This window comes from Grimontia sp. SpTr1, from assembly GCF_947387585.1.
Taxonomy (GTDB): domain Bacteria; phylum Pseudomonadota; class Gammaproteobacteria; order Enterobacterales; family Vibrionaceae; genus Enterovibrio; species Enterovibrio indicus.
Map to the genome: position 1 here is coordinate 175560 of NZ_CANDOD010000005.1, position 14964 is coordinate 190523.

The 14964-nt window shown below is 41.0% G+C and carries 16 protein-coding genes; 12 read left to right on the top strand and 4 right to left on the bottom strand.

Features of this window, described 5'->3' with window-relative positions; all coding sequences use genetic code 11:
• From QL223_RS10465 to QL223_RS10475, 3 genes are all read left to right on the top strand, one after another.
• Complete coding sequence (locus QL223_RS10465) at positions 1 to 945, top strand: Gfo/Idh/MocA family oxidoreductase (protein ID WP_281544700.1); 945 nt, start codon at positions 1 to 3, stop codon at positions 943 to 945.
• Between the two features lie 45 nt (positions 946 to 990).
• A complete protein-coding gene (locus QL223_RS10470) occupies positions 991 to 2001 on the top strand; it encodes an aldo/keto reductase (protein WP_281544701.1) in 1011 nt (336 codons plus the stop codon).
• A gap of 119 nt (positions 2002 to 2120) precedes the next feature.
• Positions 2121 to 2459 carry a hypothetical protein gene (locus QL223_RS10475; protein WP_281544702.1) on the top strand — a complete coding sequence of 113 codons (339 nt, stop codon included), beginning with the start codon at positions 2121 to 2123 and terminating at the stop codon, positions 2457 to 2459.
• A 54-nt stretch (positions 2460 to 2513) separates the two neighbouring features.
• Here QL223_RS10475 and modF read toward each other — a convergent pair whose 3' ends face one another.
• Together modF and QL223_RS10485 are read right to left on the bottom strand one after the other, a co-directional pair.
• The gene (gene modF / locus QL223_RS10480) at positions 2514 to 3965 is read right to left on the bottom strand and encodes a molybdate ABC transporter ATP-binding protein ModF (RefSeq protein ID WP_281544703.1); all 1452 of its coding nucleotides are present in this window, start codon (positions 3963 to 3965) and stop codon (positions 2514 to 2516) included.
• Between the two features lie 178 nt (positions 3966 to 4143).
• Positions 4144 to 4329, bottom strand: coding sequence for a hypothetical protein (locus QL223_RS10485; protein ID WP_281544704.1), 186 nt, complete (start codon positions 4327 to 4329; stop codon positions 4144 to 4146).
• A 651-nt stretch (positions 4330 to 4980) separates the two neighbouring features.
• On the opposite strand from QL223_RS10485, the gene QL223_RS10490 reads away from it, so the two are divergent.
• The 6 genes from QL223_RS10490 to QL223_RS10515 all read left to right on the top strand — a co-directional run bounded on the left by QL223_RS10490 (position 4981) and on the right by QL223_RS10515 (position 12226).
• Entirely contained in the window at positions 4981 to 5547 is a 567-nt protein-coding gene (locus tag QL223_RS10490; RefSeq protein WP_281544705.1) for a hypothetical protein, read from the top strand.
• Positions 5548 to 6463: 916 nt separating this feature from the next.
• Positions 6464 to 6892, top strand: coding sequence for an SLATT domain-containing protein (locus tag QL223_RS10495; RefSeq protein WP_281544706.1), 429 nt, complete (start codon positions 6464 to 6466; stop codon positions 6890 to 6892).
• A 276-nt stretch (positions 6893 to 7168) separates the two neighbouring features.
• Positions 7169 to 7633, top strand: coding sequence for a DUF4231 domain-containing protein (locus QL223_RS10500; RefSeq protein ID WP_281544707.1), 465 nt, complete (start codon positions 7169 to 7171; stop codon positions 7631 to 7633).
• A gap of 38 nt (positions 7634 to 7671) precedes the next feature.
• Positions 7672 to 10638 (top strand): hypothetical protein, encoded by a 2967-nt coding sequence (locus QL223_RS10505; protein WP_281544708.1) that lies wholly within the window; start codon positions 7672 to 7674, stop codon positions 10636 to 10638.
• A gap of 67 nt (positions 10639 to 10705) precedes the next feature.
• Positions 10706 to 11071: a hypothetical protein gene (locus QL223_RS10510; protein ID WP_281544709.1), complete on the top strand. Its 366-nt coding sequence runs from the start codon at positions 10706 to 10708 to the stop codon at positions 11069 to 11071.
• Positions 11072 to 12226, top strand: coding sequence for a hypothetical protein (locus QL223_RS10515; RefSeq protein WP_281544710.1), 1155 nt, complete (start codon positions 11072 to 11074; stop codon positions 12224 to 12226).
• 606 nt (positions 12227 to 12832) lie between these two features.
• Here QL223_RS10515 and QL223_RS10520 read toward each other — a convergent pair.
• Positions 12833 to 13021 (bottom strand): hypothetical protein, encoded by a 189-nt coding sequence (locus QL223_RS10520; RefSeq protein ID WP_281544711.1) that lies wholly within the window; start codon positions 13019 to 13021, stop codon positions 12833 to 12835.
• On the bottom strand, positions 12991 to 13218 hold the full coding sequence (locus QL223_RS10525) for a hypothetical protein (RefSeq protein ID WP_281544712.1): 228 nt from the start codon (positions 13216 to 13218) through the stop codon (positions 12991 to 12993). The genes QL223_RS10520 and QL223_RS10525 overlap by 31 nt, the downstream gene beginning before the upstream one ends.
• Before the next feature lie 155 nt (positions 13219 to 13373).
• On the opposite strand from QL223_RS10525, the gene QL223_RS10530 reads away from it, so the two are divergent.
• The 3 genes from QL223_RS10530 (at position 13374) to QL223_RS10540 (ending at position 14916) form a co-directional block, all read left to right on the top strand.
• Positions 13374 to 13751, top strand: a complete 378-nt coding sequence (locus QL223_RS10530; RefSeq protein ID WP_281544713.1) for a VOC family protein — start codon at positions 13374 to 13376, stop codon at positions 13749 to 13751.
• A gap of 143 nt (positions 13752 to 13894) precedes the next feature.
• Entirely contained in the window at positions 13895 to 14248 is a 354-nt protein-coding gene (locus QL223_RS10535) for a tRNA-binding protein (RefSeq protein ID WP_281544714.1), read from the top strand.
• Between the two features lie 215 nt (positions 14249 to 14463).
• Positions 14464 to 14916: a Fur family transcriptional regulator gene (locus QL223_RS10540; protein WP_002541925.1), complete on the top strand. Its 453-nt coding sequence runs from the start codon at positions 14464 to 14466 to the stop codon at positions 14914 to 14916.
• Positions 14917 to 14964 lie beyond the last annotated feature (48 nt).

Consider the following 14964-nt stretch of genomic DNA (forward strand, 5'->3'; position numbering starts at 1 on the left):
ATGAAAATCATTATGGTGGGTGAAGGTGCTTTCGGTCATAAGCATCTGGATGCGCTAAAGAACATTGACGATGTGGAGGTAGTGTCGATTGCCGGTGGTGTAGAGGAAAGCACCAAGGCAACGGCCGAAAAATATGGGATCGCGCACTGGACATTGGACTTACAGGAAGCGCTGGCTCAACCGGGCGTTGAAGCGGCAATTATTACGTCGCCGACACCTATTCACGCCAGACAAGCCATCGAAGTAATGAAAGCGGGCAAGCACGTCATGGTAGAAATCCCAATGGCGGATTCCCTGGCTGATGCCCAAGCCGTGTGTGATGTTCAGAAAGAAACCGGATTGGTTGCCATGGCTGGTCACACGCGCCGTTTCAACCCAAGCCATCAATATCTGAACAAGAAGTTCCGTGCGGGTGAACTGAACATTCAACAAATGGATGTGCAGACCTACTTCTTCCGTCGTAAAAACCTGAATGCTTTGGGTCAGCCGCGTAGCTGGACCGATCATCTGCTCTGGCACCACGCTTGCCACACGGTTGACCTGTTTGCTTATCAAACCGGTGAAGAGATTGTGGATGTGATGGCCATGCAAGGACCTAAACACCCAGAGCTCGGTATCGCCATGGACATGAGCATCGGCTTGAAAACCACCTCTGGCGCGCTTTGTACTCTGTCGCTGTCGTTTAATAACGATGGCCCATTGGGTACTTTCTTCCGCTACATCTGTGATAACGGCACTTATATTGCCCGTTATGACGACCTGGTAGATGGTAAAGAGAACCCGATTGATGTCAGCAAAGTCGATGTATCAATGAACGGTATCGAATTGCAGGATCGCGAGTTCATCGCTGCTATCCGCGAAGGCCGCGAGCCGAATGCCAGTGTGAATCAGGCATTGATTGCCATGAAGGTGCTGGATCGCATCGAAAAAGCATTGGGTGAGTAACTCAAGCGATTACACAAAGAATAAGAAGTAGAAGGAATGACACCTATGGAAAAGCGACACATTGGCTCACTGGCGGTATCGCCGATTGGACTTGGTTGTATGAGCATGTCTCATGGCTATGGCCCAAGCGACGAACCGACCTCCATCCAGTTGCTCAATGAAGCGCTCGACGCAGGTTATGATTTCCTCGACACCGCCACCATGTATGGCGGCGGTAAAAACGAAGAACTGATCGCCAAGGCAGTGAAACATCGCCGCAGTGAGTACGTTCTTGCCAGCAAATGCGCGCTTTTTAAGAAAGACGGAAAACCCACCATTGATGGCAGACCGGAAACCATTCGCTCTCAGTGTGAGTCCAGCCTAAAGCGATTGGAAACCGATGTTATCGACCTGTACTACCTGCACCGACTCGATCCGAAAGTGCCCATAGAAGAGAGTGTCGGTGCGTTGGCAGAACTGGTCAAAGAGGGGAAAATCCGCGAAATCGGGCTATCTGAAGTTTCAAGCGATACATTGCGGCGCGCACATTCGATCCATCCTATTGCGGCCGTGCAGTCGGAATATTCGCTTTGGACAAGATTGCCTGAACTTAAAATGCTCGATGTTTGTGAAAAACTTGGTACCACTTTTGTGCCATTCTCGCCGCTCGGTCGTCAATTCCTGACGGGGAAAGCCCAAGAAGCCTCGTTGTTGACCGACGGCGATATTCGTACCAATAACGCAAGGCCAAGGTTTGACGCTGACGCCTTTGCAAAAAACAGCGAATTGCTGAAACCACTGGAAGATATCGCCAAAGAGCTGAACTGTTCACTGGCACAACTCGCGCTGGCTTGGGTGATTCATCAGCCCAATCACCAGGGCAACAAAACGTTAGTCCCGATCCCTGGTACCAAACACATCGAATACATGCGGGAAAATATTGGCGCCCTCAACGTCACTATGACACCGGATGTTGTCTCGCACCTTTCTACGCTAATCCACGATGACCTTGTTGTGGGAGAGCGTTATAGCGAAGGGCAGATGAAAGTGATGGATTCGGAACGAGATCGGGATTAACACCTAACTATCAATCCCAAGCTATCCCTTTGCCCAGAGATAATCGTCATGCCTCTCTGGGCTTTTTTGCGTCTGCTGGTCTAGGATAAATGTTAAATATAACAATAAGGACGATATCTATGGGAAGCGCAGCAACAGTGCCAGAAGAGATGAAATTGAACGTGATTTGCCGATTGGAACCTGGTTGCTTAGGGCCAGAGGGCGCGAGCAAAATCGACGATTTCTGCCAATACATTCTGGATGAGATGAATGCCTTGAACTCTGGGTTTATCTCCCTTGCCGTGGTACCAAGAAACGACAAATCCTTACCGGAAATGCAGTTCAATATGTCAGGAAGAAAGCTAAGTCGCGATCAGGCTGGTAAGTATCTGCAAAAGTTTGACAAGAGTCTGGATGATTTTGAAGGCGAACTGGAAGGGAAGCTGGAAGTGCTGATTGATAAGTTTATGGGCTATTAGAGCGCATCAACAAACAAACCCACGTTGAACGGAAGGCCGCTGATGCGGCCTTTTTTATCTTCTTTCTAATTCGGCGTAGTAACACTGAGCGTTGTCGTCATAAACAAAAGTCAGTGTGTTTTTGATGCTTTCCAGCTCATCATCCTGATAGTGCGAAACATAGAGGAGTTGACTCAGGTTTTCCCGCGCTATCAACTCCAAAGTATTCTTCATCAGGCGTCGTCCCAGATAATCCAAGCCCTGATAGGGCTCATCCAGAATCAACAAGGTGGGTTGCTTCACAATTGCGCGAGCAATTAGCAACAGTCTTTGCTGTCCGTATTCCAGCTTACGAAAAGGCGTTTTGGCATATTGGCTCATGTGGAGAATATCCAGCCATTCACGGGCGATGGTGCGTTCCTGAATGCTCGGTTGGGAATACAAGCCAATAGAGTCATAAAAACCGGAGAGAATGACATCCAATGCCGAGCAGCTAACGCGATATTGTAGGTGAAGAGCAGAAGAAACCATGCCGATATGCTTTTTAATTTCCCACACCGTTTCGCCTGAGCCACGCTTTTTGCCGAAGATGTGAATGTCGTTGCTGTAGCATTGCGGATGATCGCCAAAGATCATACCCAGAATGGTGCTTTTTCCGCAGCCGTTAGGGCCTTTAACTTGCCAATGCTCGCCTTTATCAATTCGCCAGTTTACGCCGGTGAAAATGGTTTTCTCTGTGTATTCAACTTTGCCATCTCTCAATTCGAAAATCGGGTTTTCAAATTGTGTAGCGTGCTGATAACGACGGATAAGCGTCATCATCTCTTCACTTTGTTGTTCAGACTGCGCGGCAATTTGCTGAATGATGGGGTGGTTGTCCCATCCTGTTTTGTCTATCAGTTCAACCAACTTCCCACGCTCAAACATGGCGACATGGTCAACCCAATCGGGAAGGTCTTCTTCCCGCGCAAATACCACCATCATCTGAACAGAGTTCGAGAGCTTTTCCAGATAGTCAGCAAGTGATTGACGGTGGGCAATATCCAAGCCGGCAAAAGGGTTGTCTAGCACCACAAAGTCAGGTTTTTCTGCCAACGCACGAGCCAGCATCACACGGCGGGTTTCCCCAGTGGAAAGCACGCGAAAGCCACTCTCTTTGAGATGAACGAGATCGAGATCTTCAATCAATTGATGGGTCAGCGCAGCGTCTTCGAATTGTTCGAAAATCAGGTCATAGACGCTGGTGCCGTTATCTATGCGGTCAAGAAAGTCAGTGTCATCTTTGGCGCGCTCTTCCTCCAACAGTTTTTGCTGTTCGACTAGCGAAACCTGTGCAATCTTTCCATCGCCGATTGCCAGCTCTCCATCGAATTCGATGGTTTCGCACAACACGCCACCCAGAAGAGAACCAATGTCACCTTCCGTGCTGAAAACCGCCCATGACTCGTTGTTAGCAATCGTCCAGTTCTCGATTTGAAGCGTAGACGTTGAGCTTTGTGAGGTGAGCTGCTTGAAGTTGATATCCATATCGTTTTGCTATTAGTTGTTTTGTCAGCAAGTAGGTGAGTTATAGCAAGTTTATAAATCACTGTAAGTATTTAATGTTTTGAATGTAATAAATTAGTTCTTCGTGTTTCCTCCAAATGGGGCACTGGCTGAATTTCTTATTCAACTTTTCAACCTGTTTAGTGGGTGGGCTATCAACTTATCTACCTAGGCCCTCCAGCTCATTCAACCTGGCTTCATGACCAAGTATTGCATCAGCCTGCTCGGCAGGTGTATTGAGCTTCTTCAATGCGCCATCCAGCATCAAATCCAATGTATCTACGTTCTTTGCACGGCGGAAGAAGATGAGCCAGTCAGTGCGGCTCTTAGGTGTTGTGGTTGTCATGGTTATCTCTGAAAAGGAAAGCGCTTATATTCTAGCAGCTGTTGGTGTTGAAAGGTCGAGCTGTTAGATTTAGATACAGAATTAAAATGACGAGCCCTATTCACTTAAGCCGGATGAGAAATCAAAGCAATGGAATTCTTTGGATTTTTTCTTGTATTTATAGCAATGGCATTTTTCGTCTTTGCGGCCATTAATTTGGTTAAATTCTTGTACGGCCTGACTAAACTTCAATTCAAAATTAGAAACTTACTCCTATTCTTCGTTTCTTTTTTCCTCATCATAGCTGTGAAACTTGTTATCGATAACAACGCAGAGCTACTGCACTTTGAAGTGATATATCCTACGAGTAACGCTGAGACACCAAAAGCTTGAACAGCGAACGATAACAACGAGCAGCCAACGCTCTTACTCTACAACTACTTAATTTATTTGAATAAAACCTCATCACTTGACTCCGCATGCGATCAAAATCAAGTCTCGCTTTATGCACTGTGTGGTACATTCCCGCCAAAAGTTTTAGACAGTGAAGGTGTGTTGCGTGCCGAGAAGCAGAGGGCGGTAGCTTGGTGCTCATCCTCGTGAGGAGAGAGCCATATCATTCGTTGGGGCAAAAAAAGTGTGTATGATGGCAATTTTAAAAGAGAATTAAGAGTGGAATTTGATATTCAGCAGTTAGAGCAATGGCTTGTAAGCTCTATTCTTGGGGTTATTGTACTAGGCGCAACTGGAAGTATTGTTGCGACTATCTTTATAAAGTTTATGAAGTTTGTATGCGTTAAAATAATTAAAAGTGGCGGGTATGCTCTACTCCATATTTTATATCCTTTCATTAGAAGTAGCGATGTTTCTGAAGCATTTCGAGACGAATTCGAGCCTAAAAGCCAAGAATTAAAATATATTTCATATTTACTTCTATTCACGGCTGGGTGGATTCTTTCCGGTATTTGCGCAATAGTATCTTTTTTATTTCTAGTTTATACAGTTTTCTTGATTGGATTTGATGATGGCTTGTTTCTCAGTGCGTCAATTGCTATCTTTTTATATTTCTTCCAATCTTTTCTTAAGGACAGCTTTTCATACTTATCCTTGATACCAAAAGATATGACAGATGCTTATAAACAAATAGATAACGTGACACCTAAAAACTACAAAGAGTGGAAATTAGCGGCCAAGAGAGAAGTTGTAGACAAACACTGTCAAAGCCCTGAGACGGAATGATTAGTATTGACCCAACACATATGATCCCTTCTCCGGCCAATGGGAAATAGCATTCTTTTGGCTGCGCTAGCAGCCAATCATCTCACTCTGCAACCACCTCATTTCTTTGAACAAAATCTCCTCACTAAACACTTCATGCGATCAAAATCAAGTCTCGCCTTATGCACTTTGTGGTACATTTGCGCCAAAAATTTTAGACAGTGATGGCGTGTTGCGTGCCGATAAGCGAGGGACGGTAGTGTTGAGACAGTCTTCGTGAAAGGGAATCCACGTCAAGCTGCATGCAGGAATACCTGCTTTTTTAAGTGTTGTTATTGAGAGGAGCTATCATGCCGTTAATAGCAGAAGTGAGTTCAAGAAGTGCAGCGGACGTGCTTGTTTGTGAAGTGAAATCAAGAAGTGCTGCTGACCTGTTGGTTTGTAGAGTTGATTCTAGGTCAATTGCTTCACGTAATGACGGGCTATGGTGTGAAGTTAACTCACGTAGCGTAGCAACCTCACTAATTAGTTGGGTTTCCTCCCGAAGTGTTGCTGATTTATTGGTCTGTTTTGTTGATTCAAGGTCTGTAGCTGGGTGGCGGAGAGAACATCCACTGAGAGGCAAGCTGTAAGCAACTAGCAAACCGTTTACGGGTTATTCGCAACGCTCAATATTTTTACTCCTCGCTGCGTTCATTTAACCCTCTCATTTTCTTCACCTATATGATTTCTTTGAGAAAAAACTCCAAAATCAACACTTCATGCGATCAAAATTAGGTCTCAATCTATAAACTAAATGATACTATGAAGACTGATATGCTAGACAGTAATGTAGTATTGCTTGTCGAGAAGTGAAGGGCGAGTTTGGTGCTAAACGGGCTTTATGCCCGGTAGCAAGTTGTTATCTAACACGAGTTCTATTCAGCTAGGATATAAAATGTCTGAGAGTAAAGAGTTGCTTCAAAAATGGGATGGATGGTTGAGAAACCACAAGAATAACCATTATGAGGCAGCCAAAAAATACACTACATATCATCAATTGACTGGTATACCTTTAGTAGTACTAACTGCAATTATTAACGCAGGTATTTGGCTCCTATTAATTACAGAGTTTTCAGAACATGAATTTGTATTAAATTTGGCTATTGCTACGTTGTCATTAATAGTCTCATGTTTGGCTGCTGTACAGGCGTTTAGTGGATTTGATAAGAAGAGTGAACAGCACAAAAATGCAGCCGTTAAATATAGTGCTCTGAATGGGAAAGTTGAGGTGCTTCTCAGTCGAAATGGTGATATTGATGAGACCGAAATAGCAAAGCTTAGCGAAGAGTGGGGACTAATTACAGAGAATGCTCCACCGGTGTAAGCTAATGCATATGAGCCCTTCTCTGGTCAATAGGTAATAGTATTCTTATGGCTGCGCTAGCAGTCAATCATCTCACTCTGCAACTACCTAATTTCTTTGAACAAAATCTCCTCAATCGACTCCTGATGCGACTGAAATCAAGTCTCGCTTTATGCACTTTATGGTACATTCCCGCCAAAAGTTTTAGACAGTGATGGCGTGTTGCGTGCCGAGAAGCGAAGGGCGGTAGCATGTTTTTATTAGAAACATTTCGGACATCTAATGTGGTGAATTTAAGTGCAATCAGAAAATAAAAATCCTTTAGACTTTGTTGAATACTGGATAAGACATTTTAAAAATAAATCTAATCACAATAAGATGGAGTCTCTTTGGTGTTTCCGTTTGGTAATGTTTTGTAGTATATCAGCTCCAATGTTTTTATCTCTAGGTGAGACTTTTATAGTTTCAAAGGTTGTACCTTCTATAATGTCAGGTATTGTGGCATTTTGTACTGCCTGGTTACAACTGAGAAAACCACAAATTCTTTGGTCTACCTATAAAACTTCTCAGCGAGAATTGGAGGTTATAAAAGCAAAATTCCAATTCAAAGTGGACGAATACTCTGATTTATCCGTAGAAGACTCAGAAAAGATATTAATTAAAAAAGCAACAGAAATAATTGAAAAAACAAATTATTTATGGGTTAAGCAAGTGGAGGCATATTCCGTAAATTCTAATAGCAATATTAACGAAATTAAATAGTTATAAAAAATGTATTTTTATTATGTAATGATTGAAGCATGTCAGTAATTATGAATCCAGAACTGTCCATAATGTATAATCTACTTTCAAAATCAAAAAAAAGTAGAAGCATACAAATTCAAGATATTAAATCAAAAAAGGCCAGGAACATAGTTAGAGGTATTGATCCATCTAGCTTTAGAAAAACTATACAGGCATTAAACAAAATAAAAAATAGTTGCCGGCTATCTGATTATAGACAGTCGTTACTATATATAAAAACCAATCCTTTTTTTGAAGGTAATGGTGTTGGTCAAGTTTTTAATATAGAGTGCCCGAAGAAAATTGATAATATAACGATATTTTCAGAGCCAGAGATAGTAAATCAGATCAAGATAAACTCTGATAAACTCATAAAAATATTAGAAATTGCTACTAATATAAAGATTGAACTTAGTAACAATAAACTTGATAGAGCTCTGACGCTATGCCAGGAAATGATAGAGTCTAAAGGGACATCTGTTTATCTTATCAAGGTTCTTTCCTATATATCAAACAGATATCAATTGTTAAGTTTTGATGATACAGATATACTTTCTAAAATAGACTCTATTAAGAACAAGATAAAATTATCTAATAGTAATTTCCTTGAAGAAGCTGTCACACAGTTAAGTAATCTTAGAACTCCTCACCTTGCTCTTTGTAAAAGAATACTAGATATAAATGATAATTTTTCACACTTTGAAATTGCTAAATCATTTATAAATCCAATACCAAATAATTATGAAGATTATCTGAGTAAGCTTAGCTCGTTTTTCTCCTTCTCTCTATTCGACGCTTACCTGTATCTAAAAATGACAGATAGAATAAATCTGTCTTTTTTGAAGAATATTGATATCAATGAAGAGCTGGATGAATGTTATTTAAATTTCTCTTCAATTGAGTTTTCACCGAGTGATATGTATGAGGAAATAAACGAATATGTAGGACATTATTATCTGAGAGAGTGTTTTCTATTTACTGAGCAACCTAGAGCGTTCGACTTCCTAGCAATCCATGGTTACTTCTACTCAATTCAATCCACTAATAGTAAACTCTCTGGTTATGCTTCAAACCTCATAAGTGGCTATTTTCAAGGAGTAGAGAAGCTGAGAGATCTAAGATGTTCAAATGCTAATAAGATAGAATTTAACTGGATTAAGTACAATGCAGATACATGTACAACTCTAGAAAATTCATCAGCTCTAATACATATACTTAAGAAAAATCAGGGCGTTTTAGATAGAGACGAAGAAGATATTTTTGTTAGGATAATGTCCTATACACAAGATATTGGAGATACATGCCATCCTGATTTCTTATCTGAAATATCTAATTCGGCCATAAAACAGCAAGCAAAATTAGTGACCCAATGTCTAGTCACATTAAACAAAAAAAATCAGCTAAATGAGCACTTACTTAGATCTATAATTCAGGATTACTGCTTACATGAATTTGATGGTGACCTAATTAAATTACTTAAAGAAGTTCATTCTGTATCTCCCTCTGTTGCTGAACATCTAATACTAGCTTGTAACGAAACATTCCTATGCACGCTTTTTCGTCTAGTTGAAAAACCTGTAGATGCTCTGCAAATACGAGCTGATATGTTTCAATGGTTCGGTGAAGAGACTAACGACGATATCTATATCGATAGGGCTAAAACATTACGAATAGATATACAAATAAATAAAGAGAAAGGGACTATTGATGATTCAAGAATTTATGTTGACGAATTAAAATATAAGCAATGGTTTGAAGATACAATTTTAAATACTATTTCGATGTCTATTGATAATGCCATCATTAGTGGTGTGACTACAAATAAACTAGATTGGTCTAAGAAAAATAACTCGATAAATAACTTTGATACCGTAATAGAACAAATACTACATTGCTATAAAGAGTTTTGCGAAAATAAGGTCTTTGGTATAGCATCATATTTGGGTAGACGAATAAGACATGGGACATTTAAAGGTACAGTAATAACAGAGGTAAAAGCTATATCTTCAAAGCCAGAATATAAACACCTATTTGAGGATACAGATTTTAAGAATACTTTTAGTAATTGGTTATTTGAGTATGAGTCTTCAATTGAAAACTTGGTCAATGATCAGCTTCAAATTAAAAGTAAACGAAAGCCTTATGGACTGATAACAACGGAGATTGATTCTCCTGCCAAACTCACTATCGCAAAGCAGCTAGTTATTGAAATTATGTCAATTTATTCCAAAAGAAGTGGAATAATAAGATTGCCAAGTGTAATTATGGACTATTGTTGGAGACTAGCTGAGATAGACTTAGTTAGAACAAAGAAATCATTAAGTGAGTTTAAATCTTCAAATGCAGTTTTTCATTATAATCATAGAGTGACGCCTGGTATACCAAGGAAAGATTTCTATAAATTTTCTCAGGATCTTAACTCTATTACGGGACAAAAATTTGGCCTGGTTTCATCATGGTTCAATAAGCCTAACTATGCATCACCAAGTACAGATATATATTTACTTTTTAATGTGGTTGTATCAGAAATAAAGGAAAGTTATACCGAATTCAAACCAAAAATAGATATAGGAGATAGAACCTTTTCTGTTAATGGTGGTACATATTATGTGATCTATGACGCTTTGTATGTTCTAATTCATAATGCTGCTAGGCATGGAAAACCTGATGGGGATATTTTTTTCTCAGTCAATTTAACAGAAAATGAAACTGCTATAAGAATTAACCTCAATACTGAAATTGAGAATTCGATAAAGTTAGCTGAAGCGGAAAATAATATTAAAAAAGCTTTTTTGGTTGAAAGTGTAGATGATGATGCTCATATATTTGAAGGGAAGAGTGGGATAAAGAAAATTAAACGACTTGAAAAAGAGGGAAGTATAAGTAATGTAAAATTCTCTATCAATGAAGAGCAAAATTTATTATGTTTTGAGTTCAATTTTGAGCTTGGGAGAAGGGGGAAGTATAGTGATATTGATAGTTGAAGATGATGAACACAAATCCTCCCAAATAATTGAGATACTTAATAGTGTCTTAGGCATGGATGGAGATATGAAAATTATTGATAATGTCAGAGATGCAGTCATATTCTTAACTAGAACTGTACCCGAAAAAATAGTTTTAGATATGTCACTACCTAGCCATAAAGCCCTACCTGGACAAGGCACACCAGTACCCCTTCCCACTGGAGGTATAGAGGTTCTATTTGAGTTAAAACAAGCGAGATTAACAGACTTACCAATATTAATTCTTACTCAATTCCCTGAAATTGATATAGAAGATGAACCTATTCCTGTAAAAGATTCAGCTGCTGCTATAAAAAGGGAGTATGGATTTACCAATATTCTGGCTTGTTATTATGACCAGACTAATAGTGAACAATGGAAAATTATAGCAGCTAGCTTCTTGAGAGAATAAATGAAAATTTTAATAATTGAAGACAATATAAGTAAAAAGTCAGCTATTCAGCAAGCTATCAATGAAGAACTAAGCGGTACAGCAGTTTTACCAAGAATAGCTTCAGTAATGACGCTTAATGAAGCGAGAAGAAAACTCTGGTGTGATACATATGACTTGATTGTATTTGATATGTACCTACCTGATATAGATGGTGGCTCTACTCGAGACTGCTCCCAAGATTTAATTACCGAGTACTCTGCAGGTAAAAATTATAAAACAGAGGCAATTGCACTTACTCAGTTCGAAGTCAAAGATGTGGAAAATATACAGTCTTTCAACTGTGCAGGGATAACACTTGTTCACTTTGATACTTCCAATAACTGGAAGAGTGCATTGAAACAGAAAATTGGGCGAGTATCACAAAGTATTCGCTGTGACTTTTTGATATTTTGTGCCTTACCAAAAGAACGGCATGCTTTTAGTGATACAGAATGCCAATTAGGAGATAGTAGAAATATTTCCGGAATGGATTGCACAGAAGCTAATATTTCTGGATACCATGGGTTTATAATTAAACCAAGTGGTATGGGTCTTGTAAATATGGCAATTGTGTCTTCAAAAGCAATTGAATTATTTCAACCAAAAATCGTTGCAATGAGCGGAATTTGTGCCGGAGTAGAAGGAGAATCAAACTACTTGGATATCATTGTAGGAAGACAATGTTGGGAATACCAAACTGGGAAGTGGAAAGATGGTGTTTTTTGCCAAGAGCCATATCAATCTAACCTATCAAGTAGTCTGCAAGTAGATCTCGAACAGTCCTCAAGAAATGAGCAATTCGTCAATGCAATTAAATCTAGCATTCTACGGGATGAATTAGACACCTTTGAGATAAGGATTGCCCCCATTTCTTCTGGTTCTGCTGTAATTGCTGATGAAGAACTTATGAACAAAATTGGTCTACAGCATAGAAAAATGGCGGGTTTAGAAATGGAAATGTACTCCCTTTATACCGCAGCTGAGCAGTCTCTTTGCCAACCTCTTTGTTTTGGTGCGAAAACAGTTGTAGATCTGGGAACTAATTCTAAGGGCGATGAGTTACATATGGATGGCTGTCTTCTTGCAGCTAGATATGTCACTGCTACGCTGAAGCAACAACTATCCAAGCTATAAAAAAACTTCGTTCAATATTTAGCTGGTTCGTTTATTTTATCTATCTGGTCTATGAAAGCTGGTCAAGTAGATTCACAACGACATACAAACCCTTTTTCAATCAATAGAGTTAGCTACCGAGTCGTTGGCTATTCAGTTTGTTCTGCAACAAACTGTTTCCCAATTTAAATTGAACCTGCGTTGGTCGGTGTTATAGCTAGTCTCAGCTAACTTCTATCCCAAATCGTGTTAGGACGCTCCGTTCTGGCACGCATCCCTATCTGAACCCACAGGGATTTCCCCTCTTGTCCTCAAGCATCTATAAACTCTATATCTCCAAGTTCAGCGCGAAAGAAAAGTAGACATTCTATGTTTTCATACATGTACAAATACTATTGCCTGCCTATGGTTTGATTGAATCTTGAGGAGAGATAAATATGAAAATCATTGCCATTTTGCTAACAACATTGCTTTTCACTTCAACAGCCATGGCTCACGGTGGCGGGTGTCGGAAAAGCTTCCCTCCTGGTAAGTGTTGTCACATGGACAATAGCACTGGGACTGTTCACTGCCACTAGAATGACTTGAGGATGATGCCCCTGCAAACCAGGGGCAATAGTTTATTAATCAAGCAGCACTATCCGTCAGCGCCGCCATAGCATCATCATATCCCGCCCAGCTTTCCACGCCAGCCGCTTCCAGTGCCGATAGTTTCGCATCCCGTCCTAGCAGGTAGTCATAATCGTACTTGGCGATGCTTATCATGCCGCTATCGAGTTGCTTCTTTATGATGGTTTGGACTTGGCTTGCTGGCATCCTCTGTGTTGCCGTGACACTCTCACAGTCTTTTCCTTGTGCTCCGCGATACGTGATTTCACCAGCGCGGTAAAGTCATCTTTCGGCTTAAATGCCACATCTTGCCAATCGCTGATTAGCTTGAAGAGATACAGCTGCTCGGCGGCGCAGTCGTTGGGTAGCTGTGATTTCTGTCCGTCTGTTTTCAATGAAGTCATCGATCGCCGACTTAAGGAATGCTTGTCGTATTCATCAAGGCGGCGGAAGTCGTTCGCAGTTTTTGTCCTGAAAATCGGCTTTTTGAACAATGATGCCAAGAAAGGATCTAGTCTGAGGTGTCTACTAAAGAAAGTTTAATAAAAGGCGGGAAAACATGAACTTAAATCAAGTGACATTAGCGGTACATGACATGGAGTCTGCGGTCACATTCTATAAAAAGCTCGGGCTTATTCAGATTGTTAGTGCTGATCACTACGCACGCTTTTCTTTCCCAGAAGGCGACGCAAGCTTCTCTATCTTCCTCGATCCAGGAAAGGAAGGGGTGATAAGTCGTGGCGTGGTTTACTTTGAACATGAAGCGCTGGATGAGCTGTTCGAGCGGCTGAAAGCTGAGGGCATTGAATTCGACCAAGAGCCAACGATGAAGCCGTATCTCTGGAAAGAAGCGGCGCTAAGAGACCCATCAGGCAACGAAATCAAACTGTATTGGGCAGGAGAGAATCGTCTGAATCCGCCTTGGAAAATTGATTAAAGAAATGCTCAGGCACCACTTTTGAGATTTCCTAATCATAGGGATTTAAAAGTCATTTCAATGGTGTAGGTTGTTTGGGTATATCAATATTGTGAGCGCTGCGAAGACCTCTTCCAGTGCTAAGCACTGTTAAGGATATCTGTATGAAACCCGCACCAATTAAAGACGAAATCACATTTGATGACTTTGCGAAAGTGGACATCCGCGTTGGAAAAATCATCGAAGTCAGTGAAGTCGCTAAATCCGACAAACTGATGAAGCTGACCGTTGATTTCGGCGACCACACACGTTCAATTTTGGCGGGGATTAAGCAAGAGCGTGAAAATCCTAAGGAGATTGAAGGTAAACAGGCCTTGTTTGTCGTAAACCTGCCGGAGAGAAAAATGGCTGGTGAGGTGTCTCAGGGCATGCTTTTCGATATTGGTTATGAAGATAAGCTGCAGCCTTGCTTGGCCTGCCCAGAAACCGAAACGCCGAATGGTGCAAGAGCGGGTTAAACCAATAACACGAACGCCATCAAGAATGAAAAAGCCATCATTGAGATGGCTTTTTTTGTTTAGGTCGTCTGATTCAACGCTTCATCACTCTCTGCTGAAACAGCCTCTCCATGGTAATCACAAGTCTATAGATAACTTGGTTGCCTCATTGTTGATATGTTATAACATAACAATTGTGTTTATATTTCGAGCGGAGAAATCGCTAAAGGCTCACCATGACTGACTTAGACGCACTGATAGAAAAAGTCGCGCAGAAATGCAAAGCAAAGGGAAAGCAACTCACCGCCAAGCGTAAGTTGGTTCTAAAAGCGCTTGTTCATTCGGAAAAATCTCTCTCTGCTTATGAGCTGGTAGATTACTGCAAAACGGAATTCGGGCAGAGCGTTCAGCCTATGTCGGTATATCGCAGCCTAGACTTTCTGGAAGGTGAACATCTCGCGCACAAGCTAAAAGTATCGAACAAGTTTATTGCCTGCTCTCACGTCTCCTGCGATCACGAGCATGGTGTTCCCCAATTCCTCATCTGCGCAAAGTGCGACAAGATCATAGAGCAGGCCATCGACCCCAAACTCGCTTCCAGCCTGCAATTAGGTGCCCGAAAAGAAGGGTTCACAGTGGTTAGCCCCCAACTCGAAATCACCTGTGTATGTGATGACTGCACCAAGTGAGTTTAAGCCACTGAATATCTATTGACGAGAAATCGCATCCTCCGCCCG

Excerpts from the sequence above, each read along its gene's own strand:
- QL223_RS10485 (WP_281544704.1), bottom strand. The coding sequence starts at position 4,329 with ATGACAACCACAACACCTAAGAGCCGCACTGACTGGCTCATCTTCTTC.
- QL223_RS10540 (WP_002541925.1), top strand. The coding sequence starts at position 14,464 with ATGACTGACTTAGACGCACTGATAGAAAAAGTCGCGCAGAAATGCAAA.
- modF (WP_281544703.1), bottom strand. The coding sequence starts at position 3,965 with ATGGATATCAACTTCAAGCAGCTCACCTCACAAAGCTCAACGTCTACG.
- QL223_RS10515 (WP_281544710.1), top strand. The coding sequence starts at position 11,072 with ATGAAAATTTTAATAATTGAAGACAATATAAGTAAAAAGTCAGCTATT.
- QL223_RS10525 (WP_281544712.1), bottom strand. The coding sequence starts at position 13,218 with ATGACTTCATTGAAAACAGACGGACAGAAATCACAGCTACCCAACGAC.
- QL223_RS10465 (WP_281544700.1), top strand. The coding sequence starts at position 1 with ATGAAAATCATTATGGTGGGTGAAGGTGCTTTCGGTCATAAGCATCTG.
- QL223_RS10520 (WP_281544711.1), bottom strand. The coding sequence starts at position 13,021 with ATGCCAGCAAGCCAAGTCCAAACCATCATAAAGAAGCAACTCGATAGC.
- QL223_RS10510 (WP_281544709.1), top strand. The coding sequence starts at position 10,706 with ATGAAAATTATTGATAATGTCAGAGATGCAGTCATATTCTTAACTAGA.
- QL223_RS10475 (WP_281544702.1), top strand. The coding sequence starts at position 2,121 with ATGGGAAGCGCAGCAACAGTGCCAGAAGAGATGAAATTGAACGTGATT.
- QL223_RS10495 (WP_281544706.1), top strand. The coding sequence starts at position 6,464 with ATGTCTGAGAGTAAAGAGTTGCTTCAAAAATGGGATGGATGGTTGAGA.
- QL223_RS10535 (WP_281544714.1), top strand. The coding sequence starts at position 13,895 with ATGAAACCCGCACCAATTAAAGACGAAATCACATTTGATGACTTTGCG.
- QL223_RS10505 (WP_281544708.1), top strand. The coding sequence starts at position 7,672 with ATGTCAGTAATTATGAATCCAGAACTGTCCATAATGTATAATCTACTT.
- QL223_RS10470 (WP_281544701.1), top strand. The coding sequence starts at position 991 with ATGGAAAAGCGACACATTGGCTCACTGGCGGTATCGCCGATTGGACTT.
- QL223_RS10530 (WP_281544713.1), top strand. The coding sequence starts at position 13,374 with ATGAACTTAAATCAAGTGACATTAGCGGTACATGACATGGAGTCTGCG.